Genomic DNA, 22,267 nt, shown 5'->3' on the forward strand with positions numbered 1-22,267 from the left:
CTTAGCATACCTTATGAAAAACACTTTGAAAAGATGGTTTTTTCATTGACTTCTCTTTTCCCCGCGGTATAATCTAACCAGAGGAGGTGTTTGGCATGAGGTTGTTTCTCATCTATTCCTGCATCGCCATCCCGGTGTGGGTGGCCCAGTTCGCCCTGTACTTCTTCCTGCGCCGGGCCGGCCGGATGAAGGAGAGCCTGGCAGCCAAGTGCGCTGGGAGCTTTCTGGCCGTGGGCAGCGCCGCCCTGGGCATGGCCTTTTCCCATGAGGGTCCCGGCACGCCCTGGGTGTTCTGGTTCTTTGTGCTGTGCACCATCGCCGACGCCCTGCTGGAGATCAGCTTCGTCCCCGGCATGCTGGTGTTCGGCGCGGGCCACGTGTGTTTGATCCTCTGGCTGTGGGGGCTGGCCACGCCCTCCTGGTGGAGCCTGGCCCTGTGGGTGGCCGTGTACGTCCTCACCGCCATTTTGTTCCGCAAGGAGCTGCCCACCCTGGGCAAGCTGACGGCGCCCTTCCTGCTGTACCCGGCTTTGCTGGGGGGCAGCCTGGCTTTGGGCCTGCCGTTGGTGTTCCTGCTGGGCTGGGAGTGGTGGCCCGTGGCTTTGGGCACCCTGCTGTTCTACATCTCCGACATGTTGGTGGCGAAAAACCAGCTGGCTCACTGGGACGACAAGTGGCAGAAGCCCATCATGGCCCTGTATTGGGGAGCCCTGTACCTCATCAGCGTGGGGCTGTGGGTGATATAGCTGCCCTTGAGAAAGAGACAATCCCAGGCCACCGCCAACGGGGCAGGGACATGAAAGAGAAAACCAGGAGGAAACTTGTATGGAAATCCATCTTCGCACAGTGGTAGTGGACTGCGAGGATGTCCACCGTGCGGCCCATTTCTATTCCAAGCTGTTGGGCTGGCCCATCACCCTGGAGGAGCCGGACTGGGTGCTCCTGCGGGACCCCAAGGGGGGCACGGGCCTCTCCTTCCAGACCGAGGAGGATTACGTCCGCCCCGTCTGGCCGGAGGAGCCCGGCAAGCCCATGAAGATGCTCCACCTGGACTTCCAGGTGGACGACCTGCCCGCCGCCGCGGCCCACGCTTTGGCCTGCGGGGCGGTCAAGTCCCCCCAGCAGTTTTTGGAGGATCAGGGCGTCATCGTGTTCTTCGACACAGAAGGGCATCCCTTCTGTCTGTTCCTGAATTGACAAGCAAAGCGGCAAAAAAGGGAAGGGCCTCCCAGGCGGGAGGCCCTTCCCTTTCGGGGAAATATTTTCAGAGAAGAACTTGTAATCAGTTGGGAAATACCAGGCGGACAGTGGTGCCTTCGCCCTCAGTGCTCTGCAGGCTGACCTTGGCGTTGTGGAAGGCAGCCCCATGCTTGACAATGGAGAGCCCCAGGCCCGTGCCGCCAATCTCTTTAGAGTGGCTTTTGTCCACCCGGTAAAAGCGCTCGAATACCCGGTCCACATCCGCCGCGGGGATGCCGATGCCCGTGTCCGTCACCGTGAGGGTGACTCCCTCGGGCAGGTTCTCCACATTCAAGGTGACCCGGCCGTTGTGCTTGTTGTACTTCACGGCGTTGTCGCACAGGTTGTAGACCATTTCATCCACAATGCTCTTTACGCCGTTGACCATGGCTTTGTCCCCATAGGTGGTGATGACTACGCCGTTTTTCTTGGCTGCGGGCTTTAAGCGGGCGGCCACGTCCCGAGCCACGGCAGAGAGGTCAAAATCCTCCCGTTCCAGCTGTACATCCGCCTCATCCAGGCGGGACAGGTTTAAAATGTCGTCCACCAGGGAGATCAGCCGCTGGGATTCCATATAGATGTTCCCGGCAAAGCGGGGGATATCCTCCGGCTTGACGATCCCGTTTTGGATGATCTCCGCGAAGCCGGAAATGGAGGTCAGGGGGGTTTTCAGTTCGTGAGAGACGTTGGCGGTGAATTCCCGCCGCAGGTTCTCGCGCTCCTCCTGTTCGGTGATGTCCAGCACCACAACCACAGCGCCCTCCACTTCGCCGTCCCGCAGAACGGGGTTGGCCATCACCTGGCAGCAGCGGCCGTTCTGCCGAAGCAGCTGTTCGCTGCGGCGCCCTGCCAAGGCCCCGTCCACCGCGCTGCGGAAGCCAGCGCTGCGGTTCAGGGCCAGGGCGCTGCCATGGTTTTCCGCCGGGGCGGAGTCCGCTCCCAGCAGCCGCAGCACACTGGTGTTGTAGGAGAGAATGTCCGTGTTGCTGTCCAGCACCAGAAAGCCCTCGCTCATATTTTCCGTAATGGAGGTGAACTCCTCCTGCTTCTCACGCAGAGAACGCATCTGCTGGGCGATGACCTCATTTTGGTGGTTGATCTTCCCCAGCAGGGGGGAGAGCTCGTCATACACATCGTTGTCCGCGGGGTGGTCCAGGTCCAGCCGGTTGATGGGGGACACAATCTTCTTTGTCAGGAAGTTGGAGAAGAGGACGGTGAGCACGGCCACTACAACCGCCGCGCCGATGATCCAGGGCAGCACGGAGAACACAGCGGCAAAGACGGTGTCGGTTTGGGCCGCCACCCGCAGGACCTGGCCGTTTTCCAGCCGGACTGCGTAGTAATAGGTCTGCTCTGACAGGGTGCCGGACATGCGGGTGGATTCCCCTGCCCCAGTGGTAGAGGCGCGCTGCACCTCTTGGCGGTTTGCGTGGTTCTCCATGGTGGCCGGGTCGGCCTGGTTATCAAAAAGCACCGTCCCGTCCGTGTCGATCAGGGTGATGCGGTTGGAGGTGTTGGCAACCGTGTCCAGGTACTCCTGGCCAGAGAGCTCCACCGCCTGGCGCACAAATTGGGTCTCCTCCCGCACCTCCGCTTTCATGCGGGAGTCTGAACTGCCGTAATAGACGAAGGTGGCCAGCAGAGAGGAGAGAAGGATGGTCACCAGCGCCAGAAGGCACATGTTTTTAAATATTTTTTTTCTCACAGGTGGTCAGTTCCTTTCTTGCGGCGCGCGGGCCTCACTCCCGCCGGTCGATCTTATAGCCCACACCCCGCACGGTCTCAATCAGAGGGCCGCACTCTCCCAGCTTCTGGCGCAGGGTGCGCACATGCACGTCCACAGTGCGTGTTTCCCCGTCAAAGTCATAGCCCCAGATGCGGGCCAGGATTTTGTCCCGGGTAAGCACCATGCCGTCGTTTTCCAAAAGAAAGCACAAAAGCTCGAATTCCTTCAGGGTTAGGGAGACTTCCTTCCCGTCCACCCTTACCAGGTGGCGGGAGGGAGAGACGTACAGCTTGCCCAGGGTGTACTCTTTTTCCCCTGTCTCTTGCGGGCCGGCCCGGCGCAGCAGCGCCTTTACGCGGGCCATCAGCTCCATCATGCCAAAGGGCTTTGGAACGTAGTCGTCGGCGCCGCTGTCCAGCCCCAGCACCTTGTCATATTCGCTGTCCTTTGCGGTAAGCATCATCACCGGCAGCTTTTTGGTGGATGGGTCTGCCCGCAGGCGCTTCAAAATCTGCAGGCCGTCCTCCTCGGGCAGCATAATATCCAGCAGAATCAGGCTGGGGGTTTCCTTCTCCATAGCGGCCCAGAACTCCGAAGGCTTGGAAAAGCCAACGGCCTCAAAGCCGGTGGAGTTCATGGTGTAGACCACCAGTTCGCGGATGCTGTTGTCATCTTCCAAAAAATAGATCATATCTTTTCCCGGCCCGCCGGGCCGGACCGTCCTTTCTCAAAGGGATCCTTTCAAGCGCTCTCCTTTTTGCCAGTGAGGGAGTACTGCACCCATTCGGCCACGTTCACCGCGTGGTCCCCAATGCGCTCAAAGTACTTGGCCACCATCAGCAGGTCAATGCAGAACTCGCCGCTCTGGCGGTTTTCCGCAATCAGATGGATCAGCTCCATCTTGACTTTGTTGAAGAGTTCGTCCACCACATTGTCATACTGCATCACCTGGTGGGCCAGGGGCAGGTCTTGGCGGACAAAGGAGTCGATGGCGTCGGTGACCATCTTGATGGTGGACTCCGCCATCTCCTTGATATGCACCTTGCTGAAGGAAATGTCCCCCTTCTGCAGATAGGGCAGCAGCTCTGCAATGTCAGAGGTCTGGTCCCCAATGCGCTCCAGGTCGGTAATCATCTTCAGCGCCGAGGAGATCTGCCGCAGGTCGCCGGCCACGGGCTGCTGCTGCAAGAGCAGCCGCATGCACAGGCTTTCAATCTCCCGCTCTTTCTGGTCAATCTCCAGCTCAATGGGCTTTACCTTTTTGGCCAGCTCCATGTCGTTTTCCAGCAGGGCCTTGGCCACCGTGGAGATGGCGTCCTCGCACAGGGCGCCGGTGGTGATCAGGGCCACATTGAGCTGCTCCAGCTGCTCGTCAAATTTCGTTCTCATATTCCCGCTCGTTCCTTTCTGTATCAGCCGAACCGGCCCGTGATGTAGTCTTCCGTGCGCTTATCCTTGGGCATGGAGAACACGGTCTCGGTGGGGCCGAACTCCACCAGCTCGCCCAGCAGGAAAAACGCGGTCTTATCAGAGATACGCGCCGCCTGCTGCATGTTATGCGTCACGATAACGATAGTATAGTCCGATTTCAGCTCCATTGCAAGATCTTCAATCTTGGAGGTGGAGATGGGGTCCAAAGCAGAGGTGGGCTCGTCCATCAGCAGCACCTCCGGCTCCACCGCCAGGGCCCGGGCAATGCACAGGCGCTGCTGCTGGCCGCCGGAAAGGCCCAGGGCGCTTTTCTTCAGCCGGTCCTTCAGCTCGTCCCAGATGGCCGCGCCCCGCAGGGACTTCTCCACAATTTCATCCAGCTTCACCTTGGAGCGGATGCCGTGGGTGCGGGGGCCATAGGCAATGTTGTCGTACACGCTCATGGGGAAGGGGTTGGGCTTCTGGAACACCATGCCCACCCGCTTGCGCAGCTGGTTGACGTCGATGTTGCCGTAAATGTCCTCACCATCCAGAAGGATCTCGCCGGTGATCTTGCAGCCCTCCACCAGGTCGTTCATACGGTTTAAAGACTTGAGCAGGGTGGATTTGCCGCAGCCAGAGGGGCCGATAAAAGCCGTTACCTCGTTAGGGGCGATATTCATGTTCACTGTTTTCAGGGCCTTAAAGTCGCCATAGTACAGGTCCAGGTCTTTTACTGTGATTTTATCCATAAGAAAACCATCCATTCCATTAGTTCATCATACAGGGCGGCACAGGGTGCGCCCGCGTTTCCGTGTGATTACGCCTTGGTGAATTTTTTCGCCACAAAGGAGGACAGGGCGTTGATGCCGATGACCAGCACCAGCAGCACCACCGCGGTGGCGTAGGCGGCCTCGCGGGCCAGGCCCTCGTTGAGGAGGTTGTACATGTGCACCGCCAAAGTCCGGCCGGAGTCCATGGGGTTCAGGGCAACGTCCGCCACCGAACCAGAGGTGAACATCAGGGCGGCGGTCTCGCCTACAATGCGGCCGATGCCCAGAATGATGCCGGAGAGGATGCCGGGCATGGCGCTGGGCAGGATGATGCGGAACACCGTGCGCAGCTTGCCGGCGCCCAGGCCGAAGCTGCCCTCCCGGAAGGAGTCAGGCACACTCATCAAGGCTTCCTCGGTGGTGCGCATGATCAGGGGCAGGATCATAATGGCCATGGTCAAAGCGCCGCCCAGCATGGAGTAGCCCCAGCCAAAGGAGACGCCGAAGAACAGGAAGCCGAACAGGCCGTACACGATGGAGGGAATGCCGGAAAGCGTCTCGGCGGTGATGCGCACCACACCCACCAGCTTGTTGCCCCGCTTGGCGTACTCCACCAGGTAAATGGCGGAGAAAATGCCGATGGGCACCGCCACAATCAGGGACATGAGCGTCATAATCACCGTGTTGATCAGGGCGGGCAGCAGGGAGGCGTTCTCGCTGGTGAACTTCAGCTCAAACAGGGAAGGCCGCAGGTTGGGCACGCCCATTACCACAATGTACGCTACCAGGAACAGCAGAACCGCTACAGTGATGAAAGCCGCCATGGTGACGATTACCCGCAGAAACAGGGAGAAGGGAGACTTCTTATACTGTTTGATGGCTTGCTGCAGGGTGGGCTTGTTCACCGCTACGATGTTCTCTGTAGATTTCACTTGTTTCATATTTTCAGCCATATCGCTCACGCTTTGCTCTCCTTCCGCTTGATGATGGAAAACAGCAGGTTGATGATGAGGATGAACACAAACAGCACCACGCCGGTGGCGATGAGGGCCTCCCGGTGCAGGCCGGTGGCATAGCCCATCTCCGTGACAATGTTGCCGGTCAGGGTGCGCACACCGTCCAAGAGGCTGTCGGGGATGCGGGGCTGGTTGCCGGCAATCATAATGACAGCCATAGTCTCGCCGATGGCCCGTCCCACGCCCAGGATAATGCCGGCCATGATGCCGCTTTTGGCGGCGGGCACCGTGACAAAGAACACGCTGCGCTCGTGGCTGGCGCCCAGGGCCAGGGCGCCCTCATAGTAGCTGTCGGGCACGGCGCGGATGGCGCTTTCAGAAACGCCTATAATCGTAGGAAGGATCATAATGCCTAAAAGGACGGAGGCGGTAAGGATGCTCTTGCCGCTGGTGTTGGGGAACACTTTTTGCATCAGCGGGACAATCACCATCAGGCCAAAGAATCCGTACACGATAGAAGGGATGCCCGCCAGCAGGTCCACCGCGGGCTTTAAGACCTTGTACAAGGGGGCGGGACAGAATTTGGCCATGAAGATGGCGGCCAGCAGCCCCAGGGGAACCCCCACGATGATGGCGCCGGCGGTGACATAAATGCTGCCCAGGATCATGGGGAAGATGCCGTAGTGGTCGGCGTTGGGCCGCCAGTCGGTGCCCAGCAAAAACTGGAAGGGGCCGATTTCCGCGATGGCGGGGATGCCGTTGGCAAACAGGTAAATGCAGATCAGCGCCACAGCCAGGATGGAGATGCAAGCGGCGATCAAAAAGACCACCTGCATCACGTTTTCACGCAGCTGCCCGCCGCGATGTGCTTTGCTTTTTTCGTTCATAGAATATTCACTGCCCTCCTACAGAAAAAGGGCTGTAAGGTTACAGCCCTTTCATGTGTTCTGCGATGTTTCGGGTTTAGCCGATCTCGGACCAATCGGTGATGTTGCCCAGATAGATGTCCCGCACCTGCTCGGTGGTCAGGTCGGTGATGGGGGACTCGTTATTGACGATGATGGCGATGCCGTCAGTGGCGATGACAGTGTTCACCAGGCCGGCGTCCAGCTCTTCCTGCTTCAGTTCGCGGGAGGCCATGCCGATGTCGCACATGCCGTCGATGGTGTTGGTCATGCCGGTGGTGGAGTCATTGGTCTGCAGCTCGATGGAAACGTCGGGGTTGACGGTGTTGTAGCCCTCAATCAGCTTCTGCATCAGGGGAGAAACAGAGGAGGAGCCGGACACAGTGACAGAGCCGGTGGCGCCGTTGCTCTCAAAGGGCTCTACGCCGGACACAGGGATGTAGTCTTCCGCCACAATGGCCTGGCCCTCTTCGCTCATGATGTAGTTCATAAAGTCCTGAGCGGCCTCGTTGGTCAGTTCGCCCTTGGTGGCCACGTTGAAGGGACGGGACACGGTGTAGCTGCCGTTCTCAATGTTCTCAGCGGTGGGCTCCACGCCGTCGATGTTCACACCCTTCACGGTGTCGTCCAGAGAACCCAGGGAGATGTAGCCGATGGCGCCGGTGTTGCCGGCCACAGACTGGATCACAACCTCGGTGGAGTTGGAGATTTCAGCGTCCACGGTGGTCATGTCGTTGTCTTCCTCGTCCACAACGCCAATCAGCTCCACAAAGGCGCCGCGGGTGCCAGAGCCATCCTCACGGGAGACCACGGTGATGGGGCCGGAAGCGGAAGTGCCCTCGGCAGAGGCCTCGGCAGAGGACTCGCTCTCAGAAGCGCTGCTCTCGGAAGAGGTGCTGCTGGTGGAAGCGCTGCTCTCAGAAGCGGAGCTGTCCGCGGCAGAGGAACTGCTGCCGCCGTTGCCGCCGCAGCCTGCCAGCATAGAGGCGCACAGGGTAAGTGCCAAAATGGTGGAAAGAACTTTTTTCATGGTGATGACCTTCCTTTTAAGTTTTTGGTATGTCCTTTTTCCTTACCTTACGGCATACATGATAAACACCGAATGTAAAGTGCGGGAGATGGGTATTGTAAAATCTATGTAAAGCCATTTAACATTCTACAAAACAGCGCAAACCGGCATTTTTATTGACAATAACTTGGTAAAAGAGTATGATAAACCCATGCTTTTTTTACGCAGAGACCGGGTGTTTTCCCGGGAAAGGAAGTGCTTGCTATGAAGTTGGCCCAGTTGCTGGCCCCTCTGGGGATTACAGAGGGTTTTATGGATGTGGAAATATCCGATATCGTATACGATTCCCGCAAGGCAAAAGCGGGGTGCGCCTTTGTGTGCCTGCGGGGCTCTGCCGTAGACGGCCACAAGTTTGCCGTAAACGCGGCGGCGGCCGGGGCGGCTGCCATCATTGCCCAGGAGCCGGTGGAGGCTTCTGGGGCCCAGGTGATTCTTGTGGAGGACACCCGGAGGGCCCTGGCCCTGATGAGCGCCGCTTTCTTTGGCAACCCGGCGGAGGGGGACATCTCTGTCATCGGCGTGACAGGAACCAAGGGAAAGACCACCACCGCCTATATGATCCGCTCTATTTTAGAGGCCGCCGGCCACAAGACCGGGGTCATCGGCACCATAGGGGTGCTTATGGGGGAGGAGCTGATCCAGACCGACAACACTACCCCCATGAGCTACGACATCCAAATGTACCTGCGCCGCATGGCGGACGCCGGGTGCGAATACTGTGTGATGGAGGCTTCCTCCATCGGGCTGAAGGACCTGCGCGTCTACGGCTTCCCCTTTACAGTGGGGGTGTTCACCAACTTTTCGGAGGACCACATCGGCGGGGTGGAGCACAAGGACATGCAGGAATATATGGAAAGCAAGGCGAGGCTGTTCTCCCTGTGCAAAACCGGTGTGCTCAATGCGGATGACCCCAGCCTGGAGGGCATCCTCCAAGGCCACACCTGCCAGGTGAGGACCTTTGGCTTTGAGAAGCCCGCAGATCTGCGGGGGGCGGGCTGCCGCCACCTGAACAAGCCGGGCTTTTTGGGCATCGCCTTTGAGGTCTCCGGCGAGGAGAACTTCACCGCCGAGGTGGATATCCCCGGCCGGTTCAACGCCTACAACGCCTTGGCGGCCATTGGCGCCTGCTATGAGCTGGGCGTCCCGGTGGAGGCCATGAAGCAGGGCCTCTCCACGGTGAAGGTGAAGGGCCGGGTAGAGCCCGTGCCTGTCCCCGGCAACTATACCCTATTATTGGATTACGCCCACAATGGGGTGGGTATGGAGAACATCCTCACCACCTTGCGGGAGTACCACCCCAAGCGGCTCATCTGCATGTTCGGCGCGGGGGGCAACCGGCCCAAGGTGCGCCGGTATGAGATGGGAGAGGTCAGCGGCAGGCTGGCGGACCTGTCCGTCCTCACCGCCGACAACTCCCGCTTTGAGGATGTGAAGGACATCATCGCCGACATCAAGGTGGGCATGGCCAAAACAGAGGGCAAATATGTGGAGATCCCCGACCGGCGGGAAGCCATCCGCTGGTGCTTGGAAAACGCCCAGGAAGGGGATATCATCGTCCTGGCGGGCAAGGGCCACGAGGACTACCAGGAGATCCAAGGGGAGAAGCGCCCCTTCGACGAGCGGGTGGTCATCCGGGAGCTGTTGGAGGAGATGGGGACGCCCCAGCCCCAAGCAGCGCCGTGAACCTCCGGGAGGTAGTCCCCCAGGTGTTGGAGGCCCTCCGGCAGTCGCGCGTCTGCCTGGAGGATGGGCCCGCCGCGCTGGTCCTGTCCCACAAGGGGAAGCGGGTCCCGGTCCGGGTGGCAAGGCGGGGGACCGCCTGAAAATTACCACCGGGCGGGTGTTCCGGCGCACCGTGGAGGTCCCACTGGCCGGGCCGGGCAGCCCCTTCCTGTGAAAGCGGCTGTTGGCGGGCCCCGCCATGGAGGCAAATTAGGAGCACGGCCCTTAGGGGCCCGCTCTGCACCAGAGCTATTATATATTTTTATAAAAAAGAAAGGAATGGATGGGCTATGGAGAAAAAACTTACCTTAGAACAGCTGGACGCGTACGAGAAGTCCTTCGATGCCGGCCGGGCCAACCAGGTGGCCATGCGGGCTGTTACCACCAACGGCGTGGTAAAGGCCGCCACCAACGGCGCAGTCTACCGCCGGGACCGCCACCAGTTTTCCATCTCCCTGGAGCAGGGGAACATCACCAACCAGAAGCAGAGCGGCCGCTGCTGGATGTTCGCCGCCCTGAACACCATGCGCTTTGCCGTGATGAAGAAGCTGGACCTGAACACCTTCGAGCTTTCTCAGAATTACACCCTGTTCTATGACAAGCTGGAGAAGGCCAACTACTTCCTGGAGAGTATTCTGGAGACTTTGGAGGAGCCCACCGGCGGGCGGCTCATGGCCCACCTGCTCATGGCCCCCCTGAACGACGGCGGCCAGTGGGATATGTTCTGCAACCTCATCGAGAAGTACGGCGTGGTGCCCAAGGACGCCATGCCCGAGACCGCCTGCTCCTCCGCCACCCGGGAGATCACCGGCTACATGACCCGCAAGCTGCGGGAGTTCGCCTGCACCCTGCGGGAAGGCCACCAGAATGGCAAGGCCTTAGAAGAGCTGCGGGGCGAAAAGGAGGGGATGATGCAGACCATCTACAACATGCTGTGCATCGCCCTGGGCAAGCCGCCCAAGACCTTCACCCTGGGAGTGCGCAACAAGAAGAAGGAGTTCCTCCGGGACGAGGGCTTGACCGGCAAGGAGTTTTTCCAAAAGTACATCGGCTGGGACCTCTCCCAGTATGTGAGCCTGATTAACGCCCCCACCGCCGACAAGCCCTATCACCGGACCTACACCGTCAAGTTCCTGGGCAATGTGGTGGAAGGCCGTCCCGTCAAGTACCTGAACCTGCCGGTGGAGGACCTGAAGGCCGCCGCCATTGCCCAAATGAAGGATGGCCAGCCGGTGTGGTTCGGCTGCGATGTGGGCCAGTGCTCCCTGCGGGAGGGCGGCGTGATGGATCTGGAGGCGATCAAGGCCGATGAGCTTTTCGGCACCCAGTTCTCCATGGACAAAGCCCAGCGGCTGGACTATGGCGAAAGCCTGATGACCCATGCCATGGTGTTCCAGGGCGTGGATTTGGACGAGGACGGCAAGCCCACCCGCTGGCGCGTGGAGAACAGCTGGGGCAAAGAGGCCGGTGAGAACGGCTACTATGTGATGAGCGACGAGTGGTTCACCCAGTACACCTACCAGGTGGTGGTGAACAAGAAGTACCTCACCGCCCAGCAGGTGGAGGAGCTCTCTCAAGAGCCCATCCCGCTGGAGCCCTGGGACCCCATGGGCTCGCTGGCTTAAAGGGAAAAATTAGAACATACCACCGGGGGAAACGTATGCGACTGAAACTATCCGACATTCTAAAGGCCACCGGAGGAACGCTCCTCTGCGGGGACGAGAACACGGCTGTCACCAGCTTTATCACCGACAGCCGCCAGGCCAAGGCCGGGGCCATGTTCGTGCCCATCCGGGGCGAGCGGGCCGACGGCCACGACTACATCCATAGCGTGCTGGAAAGCGGGGCAGCCGCCTCCTTTGCAGACCATCCGGTCCCCACAGGGGAGAAGCCCGTCGTCCTGGTAAAGGACTGCCGGGAGGCGCTGCAAAAGGCCGCCGCCTGGTACCGGGACCAGTTTTCCATCCCCATTGTGGGGGTTACCGGCAGCGTGGGGAAAACCACCGCGAAAGAGATGGTGGCCCAAGCCCTTTCCGCCAAGTTCCGGGTCCTAAAGACCGCCGGCAACCAGAACAGCCAGGTGGGGGTGCCCATCACCGTGTGCGGCCTGCGGAAGGACCACACTGCCGCTGTGGTGGAAATGGGCGTGAGCATGCCCGGGGAGATGGCCCGCATTGCGGCGGTGGTGAAGCCCACCTGCGCCGTGATGACCAACATCGGCGTCTCCCACATCGAGTTTATGAAGAGCCGGGAGAACATCTTAAAGGAAAAGGCCCACATCGCCGACTACCTGCCCTGGAGCGGCACCCTGTTCGTCAACGGGGATGACAGCCTGCTTCCCACCCTGAAGGAGACCCTGGGGAACAAGGTGGTCACCTTTGGCTTGGGGCCCAACTGCGATTGGCGGGCTTACAGCCTGAAGGAAGCGGATAAGGGCACCTTTTTCACCTGCCAGTCCCCCTCTGGGGAAAAGACGGAGCTGTTTGTCCCGGCGGCGGGGGAGCACAACGTGCGCAACGCCCTTTCCGCCATGGCAGTGGCCCGGTATTTGGAGATCCCCGCCGAGGACGCGGCGCGGGCCATCGCCGCCTATAAGGCGCCGGCCATGCGCCAGCAGGTGATTGAGGCAAACGGCCTGCTCATCATCGACGACAGCTACAACGCCAGCCCGGATTCCATGCGCAGCGCCATCGACGTGCTCTCTACCCGGCAGGCGCCGGGCAGGAAGGCCGCCGTGCTGGCGGATATGCTGGAGCTTGGGGACTTTGCCCACCAGGGCCACCGGGAGGTGGGAGAGTACGCCCGCAGCCACGGCGTGGAACTGCTGGTGGCTGTCGGTCCCCTTTCCAAAGAGATCGCCGCGGGCTATGGAGAGGGCGCTGTGTGGTTTGAAACCAACCAGCAGGCTATTGAATATCTAAAAGGGACCTTGCGGCCGGGGGACGCCCTGCTGGTGAAGGGTTCCCGGGGCATGGCCACCGACCAGATTGTGGCCGCCCTGAAAGAGTAAGGAGGAATTGTAAATGGAGACCGCAAAGGAATTTCAAAAGCTGTGCAAGGGCTTGCAGCATGTGGGCATCCCCACAGCGGACCTGCAAAAGACCCTGGCCTTTTATGAGAGCCTGGGCTTTGAGAAAGCCTACCTGGCAGGCAGCGTGGAGGGCGGCCGGGCGGTGGCTTTTTACCGCTTGGGAGATCTGACGCTGGAGATCTACGGCAACGGCCCGGCGGCGGGTGTCTCCGGCGCCATCGACCACATCGCCCTGGATGTGTCCGATATCGAAGCGGCCTACGCTCTGGTGCAGGGGCTGGGCTATCCCGTGGTGAGCCAGGGGATTGAGTCCATGAATGTGTGGGAAAACGGCGTGCGCTACTTCACCATTCTGGGCCCCAACCAAGAGAGAGTGGAGTTTAACCAGTACCTGTAAGCCCATGAAAACCAGAAGAAGCGCCCTCTTCCATCCGGGAGGGCGCTTCTTCTGGCATACAAGGGAATGGGGGAATATGGGAACGCGTCAGCGGTAATAGGCGTGGGGCTGCATGCTTAAAAATTGGCGGAGCACCGTGCTGTTGACCTGGTTGTAGTAGTGGAGGTAGTCCTTCTTTTTCTGGCGCTCCCGTTTGTTTCTCGCCTGGAGGAGCTTCCATTTGGCGCAGTTTTTGTGGCAGCCTTCGCAGTAACGGCCGCAGGTGGACTGACAAGGGATCATGGACGGTCTCTCCTTTCTGTTGAGAACAAAAACAGCCGCTCTCTCCCAGGAGCTGGCGCAAGGGCGCGCCGGCTCTGAGAAAAGCGGCTGTTCCAACTGGCTTTCTTGGCCCCAGCTTGGCAGGGCCGGGTCTGCGGCGCTGTCATACGCCCACCCCCTTTGAAAACGGTTTGAGTATATTATAGCGGAAGGGGAAAGGAGAATCTATCAACATTTTGTTAAGTTTTCTGAAGGAAAGTGCGGAACCCCTTGCCAAAAGGGCATCCCCATTCCTTTTGGTTATGGTTTTGCATAATAGATAGGTATTTGCTATTTTAAAGGCTTCGCGCTATACTAGTATGTGGGAAAGAAGAGCTCCGCCCGGATGGGCGGGAAAGGCGGCCGTCCCATGAGACTGGCGCCGCGTGGAGAAAGCGGTTTTGCTATTTGTATTTGTAGAAGCAAGCAGGAGGTACCCCAATGAGAACCATTCAAAACCAGACATTTGACGAGGAACGGGCCCTTTACGGCCTGCGAGAGACCTTGGTGCGGGATTGCACCTTCGACGGCCCCGCGGACGGGGAAAGCGCCTTCAAGGAGTGCGCGGACGTGGAGGCGGACCACTGCTTCTTCAACCTGCGGTACCCCTTCTGGCACGACGAGCATTTGACCATCCGTAACTCGGAGATGACAGAGCTGTGCCGGGCAGCGCTGTGGTACTCCCACCACATTGAAATTGCGGACACCAAGCTCCACGGCATCAAGGCCCTGCGGGAGTGCTCCGATGTGAAGATGACCGGCTGCGACATTGTCTCCCCGGAGTTTGGCTGGTCCGTCCACAATATCGAGATGGAGGACTGCGACGCCCAGGCGGAGTACTTTATGATGCGCTCCACGGGCCTGCGTTTCCGCAACGTGCGGATGAAGGGAAAGTACTCCTTCCAGTACATCGAGGATGCTGTGTTCGAGGACTGCGACTTCGACACCAAGGACGCCTTCTGGCACGCCAAAAACGTGGTGGTGAAAAACAGCACCGTCAAGGGTGAGTACCTGGCCTGGTACTGCGAGAACGTCACCTTTGAGAATTGCACCATCATCGGCACCCAGCCCCTGTGCTACTGCCAGGGTTTGAGGCTCATCAACTGCAAGATGGTGGACTGCGACCTGGCCTTTGAGCGCTCCCACGTCCAGGCAACGCTCACCGCGCCCATCCTCAGCATCAAGAACCCCCTCACCGGCAGCCGCATCACCGTGCCCCAGGTGGGGGAGATCATCCGGGACATCGAGGGCGCCGATGGCGAGGTGGAGGTCCAGAAGGGGCCCGAGAAAAAGGAATGTCACTGCGCTTGAAAAAGAGGGAGGCCCGCCGCGGGCCTCCTTTTTCTTTGGGCTTTTTGTATAAAGGGCGTCCCTCCCAGCCAAACTAGGGGCAAATGCCAAGGGAGGGACACTGTGTGAAAATCGTTTCCAAACAGGAGTACAGCCGCCGTGTGGAGGAGGTCTCGCCCCCGTCTCCGGTGGGGAAGGACTGCCTGCTGGCCTTCCTCTTTGGGGGGGCCGTCTGCACCCTGGGACAGGCGCTGTGCGGCCTTTACCAGAGCTTGGGGCTGGAGCTTTCCCAGGCCAGGACCGGGGTTTCCATCAGCCTGATTTTCCTCTCCGCCCTGCTGACCGCCCTGGGCCTTTACGACCGGGTCGCCAAGTACGCCGGGGCGGGCACCCTGGTGCCCATCACAGGGTTTGCCAACTCCATGGTGTCCCCGGCCCTGGAGTTCAAGTCCGAGGGCTTTGTCACCGGCCTGGGAGCCAAGCTCTTTTCCATCGCGGGGCCGGTGCTGGTGTTTGGCGTCAGCGCTTCGGTGCTGTACGGGCTGGTCCTGTTTGGCCTGTCCCTTCTCACAGGGGGCGCCCGATGAAGCGCCTTGGAAAAAGGACCTTGGAGTTCCGCCTGCCCCCCACCATCCTCTCCCACGGGGCGGTGGGAGGAAAGAGGGAGGCGGAAGGCCCCTTGGGCGGGGACTTCGACCAGACCTTTCAGGACACCACTTTGCAGAAGGAGAGCTGGGAAAAGGCGGAGGCCCAGCTGCAGAAGGAGGCGGTAGCCCAGGCCCTCTCGAAAGCGGGGGCCCGGCCGGAGGAGGTGGACTTCATCCTGGCGGGGGATTTGCTGAACCAGTGTATCTCCTCCACCTTTGGCCTGCTGGACTTCCGCATCCCCTTCCTGGGCCAGTATGGGGCCTGCTCCACCATGGCCCAGACGCTGCTGGTGGCGTCCATCCTGGTGGAGAGCGGCGCCGCCCGCCGGGCGCTGGCTGTCACCAGCTCCCACTTCTGCTCGGCAGAGCGCCAGTTCCGCCTGCCTTTGGAATACGGCGGCCAGCGGGCCCCCACCGCCCAGTGGACCGCCACCGCCGCGGGCTGCGCCCTGGTGGGCTTGGGCGGGCCGGTGGTGATACGCCGGGGCCTGGCAGGGACCATTCAAGACCTGGGAGTGAAGGATGCGGCCAACATGGGGGCGGCCATGGCCCCCGCGGCGGCGGAGAGCATTTTCCAGTTCCTGGAGGACACCGGCACCTGTCCTCAGGACTACGACGGCATCTACACGGGAGACCTGGGGGCGGTGGGCTCAGAGCTGCTGTACCAGTGTTTGGGGGACAATGGCATCGACCTGCGTCCGGTCCACCAGGACTGCGGCCTGCTGCTCTACGACCGGGAGCGCCAGGATGTCCACGCGGGGGCCTCAGGCTGCGGGTGCTCGGCCTCGGTGCTTTGCGGCCACCTGCTGCGCCGCATGGAGCGAGGAGAGCTGCGGCGCATCCTGTTCTGCGCCACGGGGGCGCTGATGTCCCCCACCTCCTCCCAGCAGGGCCTGGCCATCCCCGGCGTGTGCCATGTGCTAGAGCTGGTCTCCCAACAATAAAAAAAGGCCCCGCAAAGGGGCTTTCTTATCCGTCCTTTGGCGGCAGGTCCAGGGCCCAGAAAAACTGTTCCATCACGGTCATTAGGCGCTGGTATTCCTCCTCGTTGAGCCGTTTCAGGCATTGGAGATCCCGTGCCAGGTCAAAGTCGGTGACACGCCCCAGCAGCAGTTGGTCCGCGCTGACCTCCAAGCCCTCTGCCAGCTTGGCCAGGCTTTCTGCCCGCACGTTTTTCCCGCCGGTCTCCACCGAGGCGAAAAACTGCAGGGAAAGACCGCAGCGCTCGGCGGCCTTTTCCTGGGTGAGCCCCAGTTCCTTCCGCCGCTGGGCGATGCGCTTTCCCATTTCCTTGGCAAAAAGCAGATCTCGTTTCATGTTACAGCTCCCTTATATCCAATAATAGTAAGTCTACTCCTTTTTGGATGAAATATAATTGCCAAACAAAGAACTTTCTTATACAATTGGAGATAAAAGGGGGCGCTTTTAGGATGGAAAAAGAAAGAAGCGGCCTTTTCTGCCGGAGGATACGCTACGATGGGGCTTGGGAGACGGTCTATTTCCTGGAGTCCGGGGGAGGGCTGTGGCTGCCCGAGCCCCTGCTGCGGGCCCGGGGGCTTTTCCCGGGGAGGCGTTTGGCGGTGGGGAAGGTGTGCCCCCAGTCGGTAGAGCTTTCCCTTGAGGCAGCCGGCCCCGCCGCTGTGGAGGCGGGGGGCTTTCTCCGGGTGCCCATAGAGGTGTGGTCCCGCACCTCTATGGAGCCGGGGCGCTCCTGGCTGGCCCTGTTCCCCCTCTCTTCCAGCCTATTCCTAATGGACCGGGGAATACTGTAAAAATGCCCGCGCTGGCGCAGCGTGGGCATTTTCAATCGCGAAGTATGGGGGTGCGTCATCCCTTGGCAAAGCGCACCATGGGGGAGATGTCGATGCCCTCTGGGCAGCTTTCCAGAAAGGCTAGCAGCTTTTGCCCAAGGAGCTTCACGCCGCCGGGGGCGTCGCTCTCCAGGTTGACGGGCAGGATGGGGTCGTGGACGGAGAGCCGCAGCAGGAACCAGCCTTCCCCCTCCCCTTCCGGGAAGGAGACCCGAAGGCCCTCCCGGTTGTCAGGGGCGATGGCCCAGCCCTGGGCTTTGGCGTATTCCTCCAGGGCGGCGATCAGCGCTTCGCCCCGGGCGCGGAAGTCCTCCTCGGTGATGGGAAGCCGCACCTCGGCAGCTTCCACCGGCTCCCGCAGGGGGGCCAGCAGGTCCTCCAAGTCCTTGCCCTCCCGGCGCAGGGTGGCCATTTTGATGAGGATTTTGGTCACCAGGTAGGCGCCGTCATCCAGAAAATGGTTCTCCCCCATGGCGGCATGGCCGCTGGTCTCAATGGCCAGGGGGCAGTCCACCCCTTCTTGGTTCAGGCGCAGGGCCTCGTTGATGACGTTCTTGTATCCCCGCTTAAAGCGGTGGTGTTTCCCGCCCAGGGTGGTTTCAATGTACTCTTTCAGCCCGTCGGAGGTGATGGAGTCCGTGACCACAGTGCCGCCGGGATGGCCCTCCAGGGCAATGGCGGAGGCCAGGGCCACCAGCCGGTTGCGGTTGATCTCCTGCCCCCGGTGGTCCACTGCCGCGCCCCGGTCCACGTCCGTGTCGAAGATGACGCCCAGGTCGGCGTGGGCGGCCTTTACCGCCTGGCAGATGGAGGCCATGGCCTCCTCATTTTCCGGGTTGGGCACATGGTTGGGGAACATGCCGTCTGGCTCTAAAAACTGGCTGCCAGAGATGTCCGCCCCCAGGGGCTCCAGCACGCCGGTGGCGTAGAAGCCCCCGGCGCCGTTGCCGGCGTCCACCACGATGTGCAGGCCCGCCAGAGGATGGCTGTAGTCCGGGGCGTTCACCCCCTCTTGAATGGTGCGCCGCAGCCGGGCAGCGTAGTCCTTCATGTACCCGCAGGGCTCCACAGAGCCGGGGGCTTCCCGTTCCGGATGGGCGCCCTCCTGGGCCAGGGCCAGGATCTCCGTGATGTCCGGGGCGTCTAGGCCCCCCTGGGGGGTGAAGAATTTCAGCCCGTTGCGGTGATAGGGGTGGTGGCTGGCTGTGATCTGCACCGAGCAGTCGCAGGGCAAATCCAGGGTGGCCCAGAACATAGAGGGCGTGGAAGCCAAACCGCAGTCCAGCACCTGGACGCCGTACCGCACAAATACCCGCTGCAACGCGGCGCTGATGCGGTCCGCGCTGATGCGGGAATCGTGGCCCACCGCCAGTTTCAGTCCGGCGGCAGCCTTGCCCAGGTGTTTTTCGCACCACACCAGAAAGGCCGCCGCAATGGTTTCCACCACTTCATCGGTGAGGGTGACCGGCTCGCCGGGAACGCCCTCCACCGCCACGCCTCGAATGTCCGTGCCGCTTTTCAGTTTGCTGTATTCCATATCAGGAATTCCTCCTTACTTATATTTCTGCTGCCCCATATCCTAGATCCCGCAGCCAGGCTTTCACCTGTTCCAGGTTGGGGCTGCACAGCATGGGCAGGGCCTCCGCCAGGGCGGCGGGGTCCCAGTCCCACCACTTTGCCTCCAAGAGGAGCTGGGTCAGCTGGGGGTCGAACCTGTTTTTCAAGAACCGGGCGGGGTTGCCGCCCACCAGGGTATAGGGGGCCACGTCCTTCGTCACCACGGAATAGGCCGCTACGATGGCCCCGTCCCCGATGCGCACTCCGGGCATGACCACGCTCTCCCGGCCCAGCCACACATCGTTGCCCACAACGGTATCCCCCTTGCGGGGCAGCTGGTCCAGGTGGGGCGGGGCGTTTTCCTCCCAGGCGCCGCCGAACACGGCGAAGGGGTAGGTGGTCACGCTGCACAGCCGGTGGTTGGCCGCCCCCATGACGAAGGTGGTGCCGCTGGCCAGGCAGCAGAATTTCCCAATGGTGAGCCTGTCCCCAAACTCCGGGTAGTTGAACAGGATGTTGTTTTTCTCAAAGCCCGTGGGGTCCTGGGGGTCGTCGTAATAGGTGTAGTCCCCAATGGTCACATTGGGGGCCTGCACCACGTTCTTTAAAAAGCAGGATGTCTTGTATGCGTTGGGAAAGACCGCGTTGGGGTCTGGAATCTGCAGTGCCATAAAATAACCTCGTTTCTGTTTGTGATTCACCTCCAGAGCAGAGTTTTCAGGGCAGTGGCCACGGCCCTCTTTTTCCGAAGTTCCTTCATTTCCGTTCACCAAATCTTCAATTGTGTTTGCAGGGTAGGGGTCTGTGTTTTGATTTCCCCTCCTGTATCTTATCAAAAATGAAAAAGGGATTCAACGCCTCTGCCAAATTTCCGGCCGTGAAAGAAAAATCCGCGGCCTTTACTGGCAGCTGTTTGGGCGGCAAGCTGCCGCGGCCAAGCCGCGCACATCCTGCTGTGAGACGGGCCCCTCCTGCGCCCGCGCTTTTCGTTTGCAGCCATTTTGTCATTTCCCGGTCCGCAGCCGCCTGCGCGACGTGCCCCGGCGCAGCCAAACAAGGCGCTTTCCCATCTCGAAAAGCCAGGAGCGCGGGCCGCTGAGGGTCCGTTTTTCTCGGGTTCGGCGGGCGGCAAGTTGCCGCGCCCAAGCCGCGCACATCCCGCTGCGGGATAGGGCCCCTCCTGCGCCCGCGCTTTTCATTTGCGGCCATTTTGCCATTTCCCGGTCCGCAGCCGCCTGCGTGACATGGGGCCGGCGCAGCCAAACAAGGCGCTTTCCCATCCCCAAAAACCAGGAGCGCGGGCCGCTAAGGAGACGTTTTTCACTCGGCCCGGCGGGCGGCAAGTTGCCGCGCCCAAGCCGCGCACATCCCGCTGCGGGATAGGGCTCCTCCTGCGCCCGCGCTTTTCGTTTGCGGCCATTTTTGTCATTTCCCGGTCCGCAGCCGCCTGCGCGACATGGGACCGGCGCAGCCAAACAAGGCGCTTTCCCATCCCCAAAAACCAGGAGCGCGGGCCGCTAAGGGTCCGTTTTCCCCCAGACCCGGCGGGCGGCAAGCTGCCGCGCCCAAGCCGCGCACATCCCGCTGCGGGACAGGGCCCCCTCCTGCGCCCGCGCTTTTCATTTGCAGCCATTTTTGTCATTTCCCGGTTCATAGCTGCCTGCGCGACGTGCCCCGGCGCAGCCAGACAAGGCGCTTTCCCATCTCGAAAAGCCAGGAGCGCGGGCCGCTGAGGGTCCGTTTTTCTCGGGTTCGGCAGCCTCTAGCCGCCTGCGCGACGTGCCCCGGCGCAGCCGGTTGCATCTTCTGGGAGTTTGTGGTATGATAAACACAGCGCAGGCCCTGGGTCCCAGAAAGGGGAGGGGCGGCGCTCCCTGCCGGGACCGGCGGGGACGATACGGAACATAGGCAAAGGAGGAATAAGTATGTCTCCCAAAATGGTAGAACTGCATGACATCGACGTGCCCGCCTTTTTGAAGGTGCTGGACAGCTGCGAGGGTGAAGTGTACCTGATGACCCGGGACGGCGACCGGCTGAACCTGAAAAGCAAGCTGTGCCAGCTGGTGGGCCTGACTGCGTTGATCGAGGGCGGCAAGATCGCCGAGGCCTTCGTCATGTGCGAGAAGGAGTCCGACGAATCCAAGCTGTTCCGGTTCAATCTGTATAAGCACTCGGAGGACGAGGAAGAGTAAAAAGTTGCGGGGGGCGGCCGGAAGCGTGTCTTTGGCGCGGGCCGCCCTTTTTTGCGGGAAACCAGCCCCAGCCGCGGGGAAGAAAGGATGCTGTTCCATGCTGACGGAAAAGAAAAAAGAATTTATCGAGTTCATGCTCTCGGCCCAGGTGCTGCGCTTCGGCCACTTTGTCACCAAAAGCGGCCGCAACACCCAATACTTTGTCAACACCGGCAACTATAAGACCGGCGCCCAGCTTTCCCGGCTGGGCAGCTACTACGCCGGGCTTGTGAAGGATACTGTGGGCGGAGAGTTCGAGGCCATGTTCGGCCCGGCCTATAAGGGCATCCCCCTGGCCAGCGCCTGCTCCATCGCCCTGTACAACGACTACGGCATCGACAAGCCCTATTTCTTCAACCGCAAAGAGGTGAAGGACCACGGCGAGGGCGGCGGCACGGTGGGCTATGCCCCCCAGGACGGGGACCGCATCCTCATCATCGAGGACGTGATCACCGCCGGCACCGCCGTGCGGGAGACCATGCCCATTCTGAAGGCCTGCGCCGATGTGCAGGTGCCCCACATGTTCATCAGCGTGGACCGGTGCGAGGTGGGCCACACCCCCGGCAAAACCGCCATTATGGAGGTGGAAGAGGAGTTCGGCGTGAAGGTGCACCCCATCGTCACCGTGGTGGATATCCATGAGTACCTGAAAGAGCAGGGCACCGACCCCGAGCTGCTCAAAGCCATGGAAGGCTATATGGAGCAGTACTGCGTGCTGTAAATTTCTAAAAAGCAAAAAGTTTCCCACAGGGCTTTGGCAGCCTGTGGGAAACTTTTTTATTTCCGGTTGGGTCTCCGCTTGAGGGCCAGCAGTTCCATGTACTCTGCAAAGTTGCTGGTGCCGGTGGGAGAAAACATCACCCATTTCCCGTCGTGATAGGTCTGGGCCGCCTCATACTGGGCGCGGACAGCCGGGGAGAGGCTCTCCCAGATGGCTTCCACTTTGGCCCGCTCCGCTTTCCCAAAGATCACCAGGAATCCCATGCACTGGCTTTTGGCATAGAGGGAGCACAGGGTCTTGCCGCCCCGGCGGTATTTGTACTCGTAGGTCCAGCTTTTGCCGCCGGAGTCCCACAGGCGGTCCATGTCATAGCGCTCCTCGATGGCCTGGCACAGCGCCTGCCAAGCCGCATACAGCGCCGGGCCCAAAAGCTCCTCCAGCATGGCTGGGGTGGGGATGGTTTTCAGCATAGCGTTCCTCCG

General features: G+C 60.7%; 24 protein-coding genes. 12 read left to right on the forward strand and 12 right to left on the reverse strand.

Annotated elements, in window-relative coordinates:
- Positions 1–95 precede the first annotated feature (95 nt).
- Positions 96–746 (forward strand): lysoplasmalogenase family protein, encoded by a 651-nt coding sequence (locus ODJ80_RS07305; RefSeq protein WP_178865158.1) that lies wholly within the window; start codon positions 96–98, stop codon positions 744–746.
- A 79-nt stretch (positions 747–825) separates the two neighbouring features.
- Positions 826–1,197 carry a VOC family protein gene (locus ODJ80_RS07310; protein ID WP_263041563.1) on the forward strand — a complete coding sequence of 124 codons (372 nt, stop codon included), beginning with the start codon at positions 826–828 and terminating at the stop codon, positions 1,195–1,197.
- A gap of 85 nt (positions 1,198–1,282) precedes the next feature.
- Here ODJ80_RS07310 and ODJ80_RS07315 read toward each other — a convergent pair whose 3' ends face one another.
- The 7 genes from ODJ80_RS07315 to ODJ80_RS07345 form a co-directional block, all read right to left on the reverse strand.
- The gene (locus ODJ80_RS07315; RefSeq protein ID WP_263041564.1) at positions 1,283–2,944 is read right to left on the reverse strand and encodes a sensor histidine kinase; all 1,662 of its coding nucleotides are present in this window, start codon (positions 2,942–2,944) and stop codon (positions 1,283–1,285) included.
- Between the two features lie 34 nt (positions 2,945–2,978).
- Positions 2,979–3,656 (reverse strand): response regulator transcription factor, encoded by a 678-nt coding sequence (locus tag ODJ80_RS07320; protein ID WP_263041565.1) that lies wholly within the window; start codon positions 3,654–3,656, stop codon positions 2,979–2,981.
- 50 nt (positions 3,657–3,706) lie between these two features.
- A complete protein-coding gene (gene phoU, locus ODJ80_RS07325) occupies positions 3,707–4,354 on the reverse strand; it encodes a phosphate signaling complex protein PhoU (RefSeq protein ID WP_178865154.1) in 648 nt (215 codons plus the stop codon).
- A 23-nt stretch (positions 4,355–4,377) separates the two neighbouring features.
- Positions 4,378–5,127 carry a phosphate ABC transporter ATP-binding protein PstB gene (gene pstB, locus ODJ80_RS07330; protein WP_178865153.1) on the reverse strand — a complete coding sequence of 250 codons (750 nt, stop codon included), beginning with the start codon at positions 5,125–5,127 and terminating at the stop codon, positions 4,378–4,380.
- A gap of 68 nt (positions 5,128–5,195) precedes the next feature.
- On the reverse strand, positions 5,196–6,101 hold the full coding sequence (pstA, locus tag ODJ80_RS07335; protein ID WP_178865182.1) for a phosphate ABC transporter permease PstA: 906 nt from the start codon (positions 6,099–6,101) through the stop codon (positions 5,196–5,198).
- Positions 6,102–6,106: 5 nt separating this feature from the next.
- The gene (pstC, locus tag ODJ80_RS07340) at positions 6,107–6,940 is read right to left on the reverse strand and encodes a phosphate ABC transporter permease subunit PstC (protein ID WP_442863904.1); all 834 of its coding nucleotides are present in this window, start codon (positions 6,938–6,940) and stop codon (positions 6,107–6,109) included.
- Between the two features lie 127 nt (positions 6,941–7,067).
- The gene (locus ODJ80_RS07345) at positions 7,068–8,039 is read right to left on the reverse strand and encodes a substrate-binding domain-containing protein (RefSeq protein WP_263041567.1); all 972 of its coding nucleotides are present in this window, start codon (positions 8,037–8,039) and stop codon (positions 7,068–7,070) included.
- Between the two features lie 243 nt (positions 8,040–8,282).
- Here ODJ80_RS07345 and ODJ80_RS07350 point away from each other — a divergent pair, with 243 nt between their 5' ends.
- The 4 genes from ODJ80_RS07350 to ODJ80_RS07365 all read left to right on the forward strand — a co-directional run bounded on the left by ODJ80_RS07350 (position 8,283) and on the right by ODJ80_RS07365 (position 13,228).
- A complete protein-coding gene (locus ODJ80_RS07350; RefSeq protein WP_263041568.1) occupies positions 8,283–9,761 on the forward strand; it encodes a UDP-N-acetylmuramoyl-L-alanyl-D-glutamate--2,6-diaminopimelate ligase in 1,479 nt (492 codons plus the stop codon).
- 329 nt (positions 9,762–10,090) lie between these two features.
- Positions 10,091–11,425, forward strand: a complete 1,335-nt coding sequence (locus ODJ80_RS07355) for an aminopeptidase C (RefSeq protein WP_263041569.1) — start codon at positions 10,091–10,093, stop codon at positions 11,423–11,425.
- 35 nt (positions 11,426–11,460) lie between these two features.
- On the forward strand, positions 11,461–12,810 hold the full coding sequence (locus ODJ80_RS07360) for a UDP-N-acetylmuramoyl-tripeptide--D-alanyl-D-alanine ligase (RefSeq protein WP_263041570.1): 1,350 nt from the start codon (positions 11,461–11,463) through the stop codon (positions 12,808–12,810).
- Positions 12,811–12,823: 13 nt separating this feature from the next.
- A complete protein-coding gene (locus ODJ80_RS07365) occupies positions 12,824–13,228 on the forward strand; it encodes a VOC family protein (RefSeq protein WP_178865146.1) in 405 nt (134 codons plus the stop codon).
- 87 nt (positions 13,229–13,315) lie between these two features.
- Here ODJ80_RS07365 and ODJ80_RS07370 read toward each other — a convergent pair whose 3' ends face one another.
- Complete coding sequence (locus tag ODJ80_RS07370) at positions 13,316–13,510, reverse strand: hypothetical protein (RefSeq protein ID WP_178865145.1); 195 nt, start codon at positions 13,508–13,510, stop codon at positions 13,316–13,318.
- Between the two features lie 459 nt (positions 13,511–13,969).
- On the opposite strand from ODJ80_RS07370, the gene ODJ80_RS07375 reads away from it, so the two are divergent.
- The 3 genes from ODJ80_RS07375 to ODJ80_RS07385 all read left to right on the forward strand — a co-directional run bounded on the left by ODJ80_RS07375 (position 13,970) and on the right by ODJ80_RS07385 (position 16,409).
- On the forward strand, positions 13,970–14,839 hold the full coding sequence (locus ODJ80_RS07375) for a DUF3737 family protein (RefSeq protein WP_263041571.1): 870 nt from the start codon (positions 13,970–13,972) through the stop codon (positions 14,837–14,839).
- A gap of 104 nt (positions 14,840–14,943) precedes the next feature.
- Positions 14,944–15,405, forward strand: coding sequence for a stage V sporulation protein AC (gene spoVAC, locus ODJ80_RS07380; protein WP_442863902.1), 462 nt, complete (start codon positions 14,944–14,946; stop codon positions 15,403–15,405).
- The gene (locus ODJ80_RS07385; RefSeq protein WP_263041573.1) at positions 15,402–16,409 is read left to right on the forward strand and encodes a stage V sporulation protein AD; all 1,008 of its coding nucleotides are present in this window, start codon (positions 15,402–15,404) and stop codon (positions 16,407–16,409) included. Before spoVAC ends, ODJ80_RS07385 begins: the two co-directional genes overlap by 4 nt.
- Before the next feature lie 25 nt (positions 16,410–16,434).
- Here ODJ80_RS07385 and ODJ80_RS07390 read toward each other — a convergent pair whose 3' ends face one another.
- The gene (locus ODJ80_RS07390; RefSeq protein ID WP_263041574.1) at positions 16,435–16,782 is read right to left on the reverse strand and encodes a helix-turn-helix domain-containing protein; all 348 of its coding nucleotides are present in this window, start codon (positions 16,780–16,782) and stop codon (positions 16,435–16,437) included.
- Between the two features lie 113 nt (positions 16,783–16,895).
- On the opposite strand from ODJ80_RS07390, the gene ODJ80_RS07395 reads away from it, so the two are divergent.
- Entirely contained in the window at positions 16,896–17,237 is a 342-nt protein-coding gene (locus ODJ80_RS07395) for a hypothetical protein (protein ID WP_263041575.1), read from the forward strand.
- Positions 17,238–17,292: 55 nt separating this feature from the next.
- Here ODJ80_RS07395 and ODJ80_RS07400 read toward each other — a convergent pair whose 3' ends face one another.
- Together ODJ80_RS07400 and ODJ80_RS07405 are read right to left on the reverse strand one after the other, a co-directional pair.
- Positions 17,293–18,813, reverse strand: coding sequence for a phosphomannomutase/phosphoglucomutase (locus ODJ80_RS07400; protein WP_263041576.1), 1,521 nt, complete (start codon positions 18,811–18,813; stop codon positions 17,293–17,295).
- Positions 18,814–18,832: 19 nt separating this feature from the next.
- Complete coding sequence (locus ODJ80_RS07405) at positions 18,833–19,504, reverse strand: CatB-related O-acetyltransferase (RefSeq protein ID WP_263041577.1); 672 nt, start codon at positions 19,502–19,504, stop codon at positions 18,833–18,835.
- Positions 19,505–20,758: 1,254 nt separating this feature from the next.
- Here ODJ80_RS07405 and ODJ80_RS07410 point away from each other — a divergent pair.
- The gene (locus tag ODJ80_RS07410; RefSeq protein ID WP_178865139.1) at positions 20,759–21,025 is read left to right on the forward strand and encodes a hypothetical protein; all 267 of its coding nucleotides are present in this window, start codon (positions 20,759–20,761) and stop codon (positions 21,023–21,025) included.
- A gap of 97 nt (positions 21,026–21,122) precedes the next feature.
- On the forward strand, positions 21,123–21,785 hold the full coding sequence (gene pyrE, locus ODJ80_RS07415) for an orotate phosphoribosyltransferase (RefSeq protein ID WP_178865138.1): 663 nt from the start codon (positions 21,123–21,125) through the stop codon (positions 21,783–21,785).
- A gap of 56 nt (positions 21,786–21,841) precedes the next feature.
- On the opposite strand, the gene ODJ80_RS07420 is transcribed toward pyrE, so the two are convergent.
- Entirely contained in the window at positions 21,842–22,255 is a 414-nt protein-coding gene (locus ODJ80_RS07420) for a DUF3788 domain-containing protein (protein WP_178865137.1), read from the reverse strand.
- Between the last annotated feature and the right edge of the window lie 12 nt (positions 22,256–22,267).

This window comes from Acutalibacter sp. LFL-21, assembly GCF_025630755.1.
GTDB lineage: Bacteria > Bacillota > Clostridia > Oscillospirales > Acutalibacteraceae > Acutalibacter > Acutalibacter stercoravium.

Excerpts from the sequence above, each read along its gene's own strand:
- ODJ80_RS07355 (WP_263041569.1), top strand. The coding sequence starts at position 10,091 with ATGGAGAAAAAACTTACCTTAGAACAGCTGGACGCGTACGAGAAGTCC.
- pstA (WP_178865182.1), bottom strand. The coding sequence starts at position 6,101 with ATGGCTGAAAATATGAAACAAGTGAAATCTACAGAGAACATCGTAGCG.
- ODJ80_RS07385 (WP_263041573.1), top strand. The coding sequence starts at position 15,402 with ATGAAGCGCCTTGGAAAAAGGACCTTGGAGTTCCGCCTGCCCCCCACC.
- phoU (WP_178865154.1), bottom strand. The coding sequence starts at position 4,354 with ATGAGAACGAAATTTGACGAGCAGCTGGAGCAGCTCAATGTGGCCCTG.
- ODJ80_RS07360 (WP_263041570.1), top strand. The coding sequence starts at position 11,461 with ATGCGACTGAAACTATCCGACATTCTAAAGGCCACCGGAGGAACGCTC.
- ODJ80_RS07305 (WP_178865158.1), top strand. The coding sequence starts at position 96 with ATGAGGTTGTTTCTCATCTATTCCTGCATCGCCATCCCGGTGTGGGTG.
- ODJ80_RS07410 (WP_178865139.1), top strand. The coding sequence starts at position 20,759 with ATGTCTCCCAAAATGGTAGAACTGCATGACATCGACGTGCCCGCCTTT.
- ODJ80_RS07390 (WP_263041574.1), bottom strand. The coding sequence starts at position 16,782 with ATGAAACGAGATCTGCTTTTTGCCAAGGAAATGGGAAAGCGCATCGCC.
- pstC (WP_442863904.1), bottom strand. The coding sequence starts at position 6,940 with ATGCAGGTGGTCTTTTTGATCGCCGCTTGCATCTCCATCCTGGCTGTG.
- ODJ80_RS07375 (WP_263041571.1), top strand. The coding sequence starts at position 13,970 with ATGAGAACCATTCAAAACCAGACATTTGACGAGGAACGGGCCCTTTAC.
- ODJ80_RS07400 (WP_263041576.1), bottom strand. The coding sequence starts at position 18,813 with ATGGAATACAGCAAACTGAAAAGCGGCACGGACATTCGAGGCGTGGCG.
- ODJ80_RS07320 (WP_263041565.1), bottom strand. The coding sequence starts at position 3,656 with ATGATCTATTTTTTGGAAGATGACAACAGCATCCGCGAACTGGTGGTC.
- ODJ80_RS07405 (WP_263041577.1), bottom strand. The coding sequence starts at position 19,504 with ATGGCACTGCAGATTCCAGACCCCAACGCGGTCTTTCCCAACGCATAC.
- pyrE (WP_178865138.1), top strand. The coding sequence starts at position 21,123 with ATGCTGACGGAAAAGAAAAAAGAATTTATCGAGTTCATGCTCTCGGCC.
- ODJ80_RS07365 (WP_178865146.1), top strand. The coding sequence starts at position 12,824 with ATGGAGACCGCAAAGGAATTTCAAAAGCTGTGCAAGGGCTTGCAGCAT.
- pstB (WP_178865153.1), bottom strand. The coding sequence starts at position 5,127 with ATGGATAAAATCACAGTAAAAGACCTGGACCTGTACTATGGCGACTTT.
- ODJ80_RS07350 (WP_263041568.1), top strand. The coding sequence starts at position 8,283 with ATGAAGTTGGCCCAGTTGCTGGCCCCTCTGGGGATTACAGAGGGTTTT.
- ODJ80_RS07345 (WP_263041567.1), bottom strand. The coding sequence starts at position 8,039 with ATGAAAAAAGTTCTTTCCACCATTTTGGCACTTACCCTGTGCGCCTCT.
- ODJ80_RS07420 (WP_178865137.1), bottom strand. The coding sequence starts at position 22,255 with ATGCTGAAAACCATCCCCACCCCAGCCATGCTGGAGGAGCTTTTGGGC.
- ODJ80_RS07395 (WP_263041575.1), top strand. The coding sequence starts at position 16,896 with ATGGAAAAAGAAAGAAGCGGCCTTTTCTGCCGGAGGATACGCTACGAT.
- ODJ80_RS07370 (WP_178865145.1), bottom strand. The coding sequence starts at position 13,510 with ATGATCCCTTGTCAGTCCACCTGCGGCCGTTACTGCGAAGGCTGCCAC.
- ODJ80_RS07310 (WP_263041563.1), top strand. The coding sequence starts at position 826 with ATGGAAATCCATCTTCGCACAGTGGTAGTGGACTGCGAGGATGTCCAC.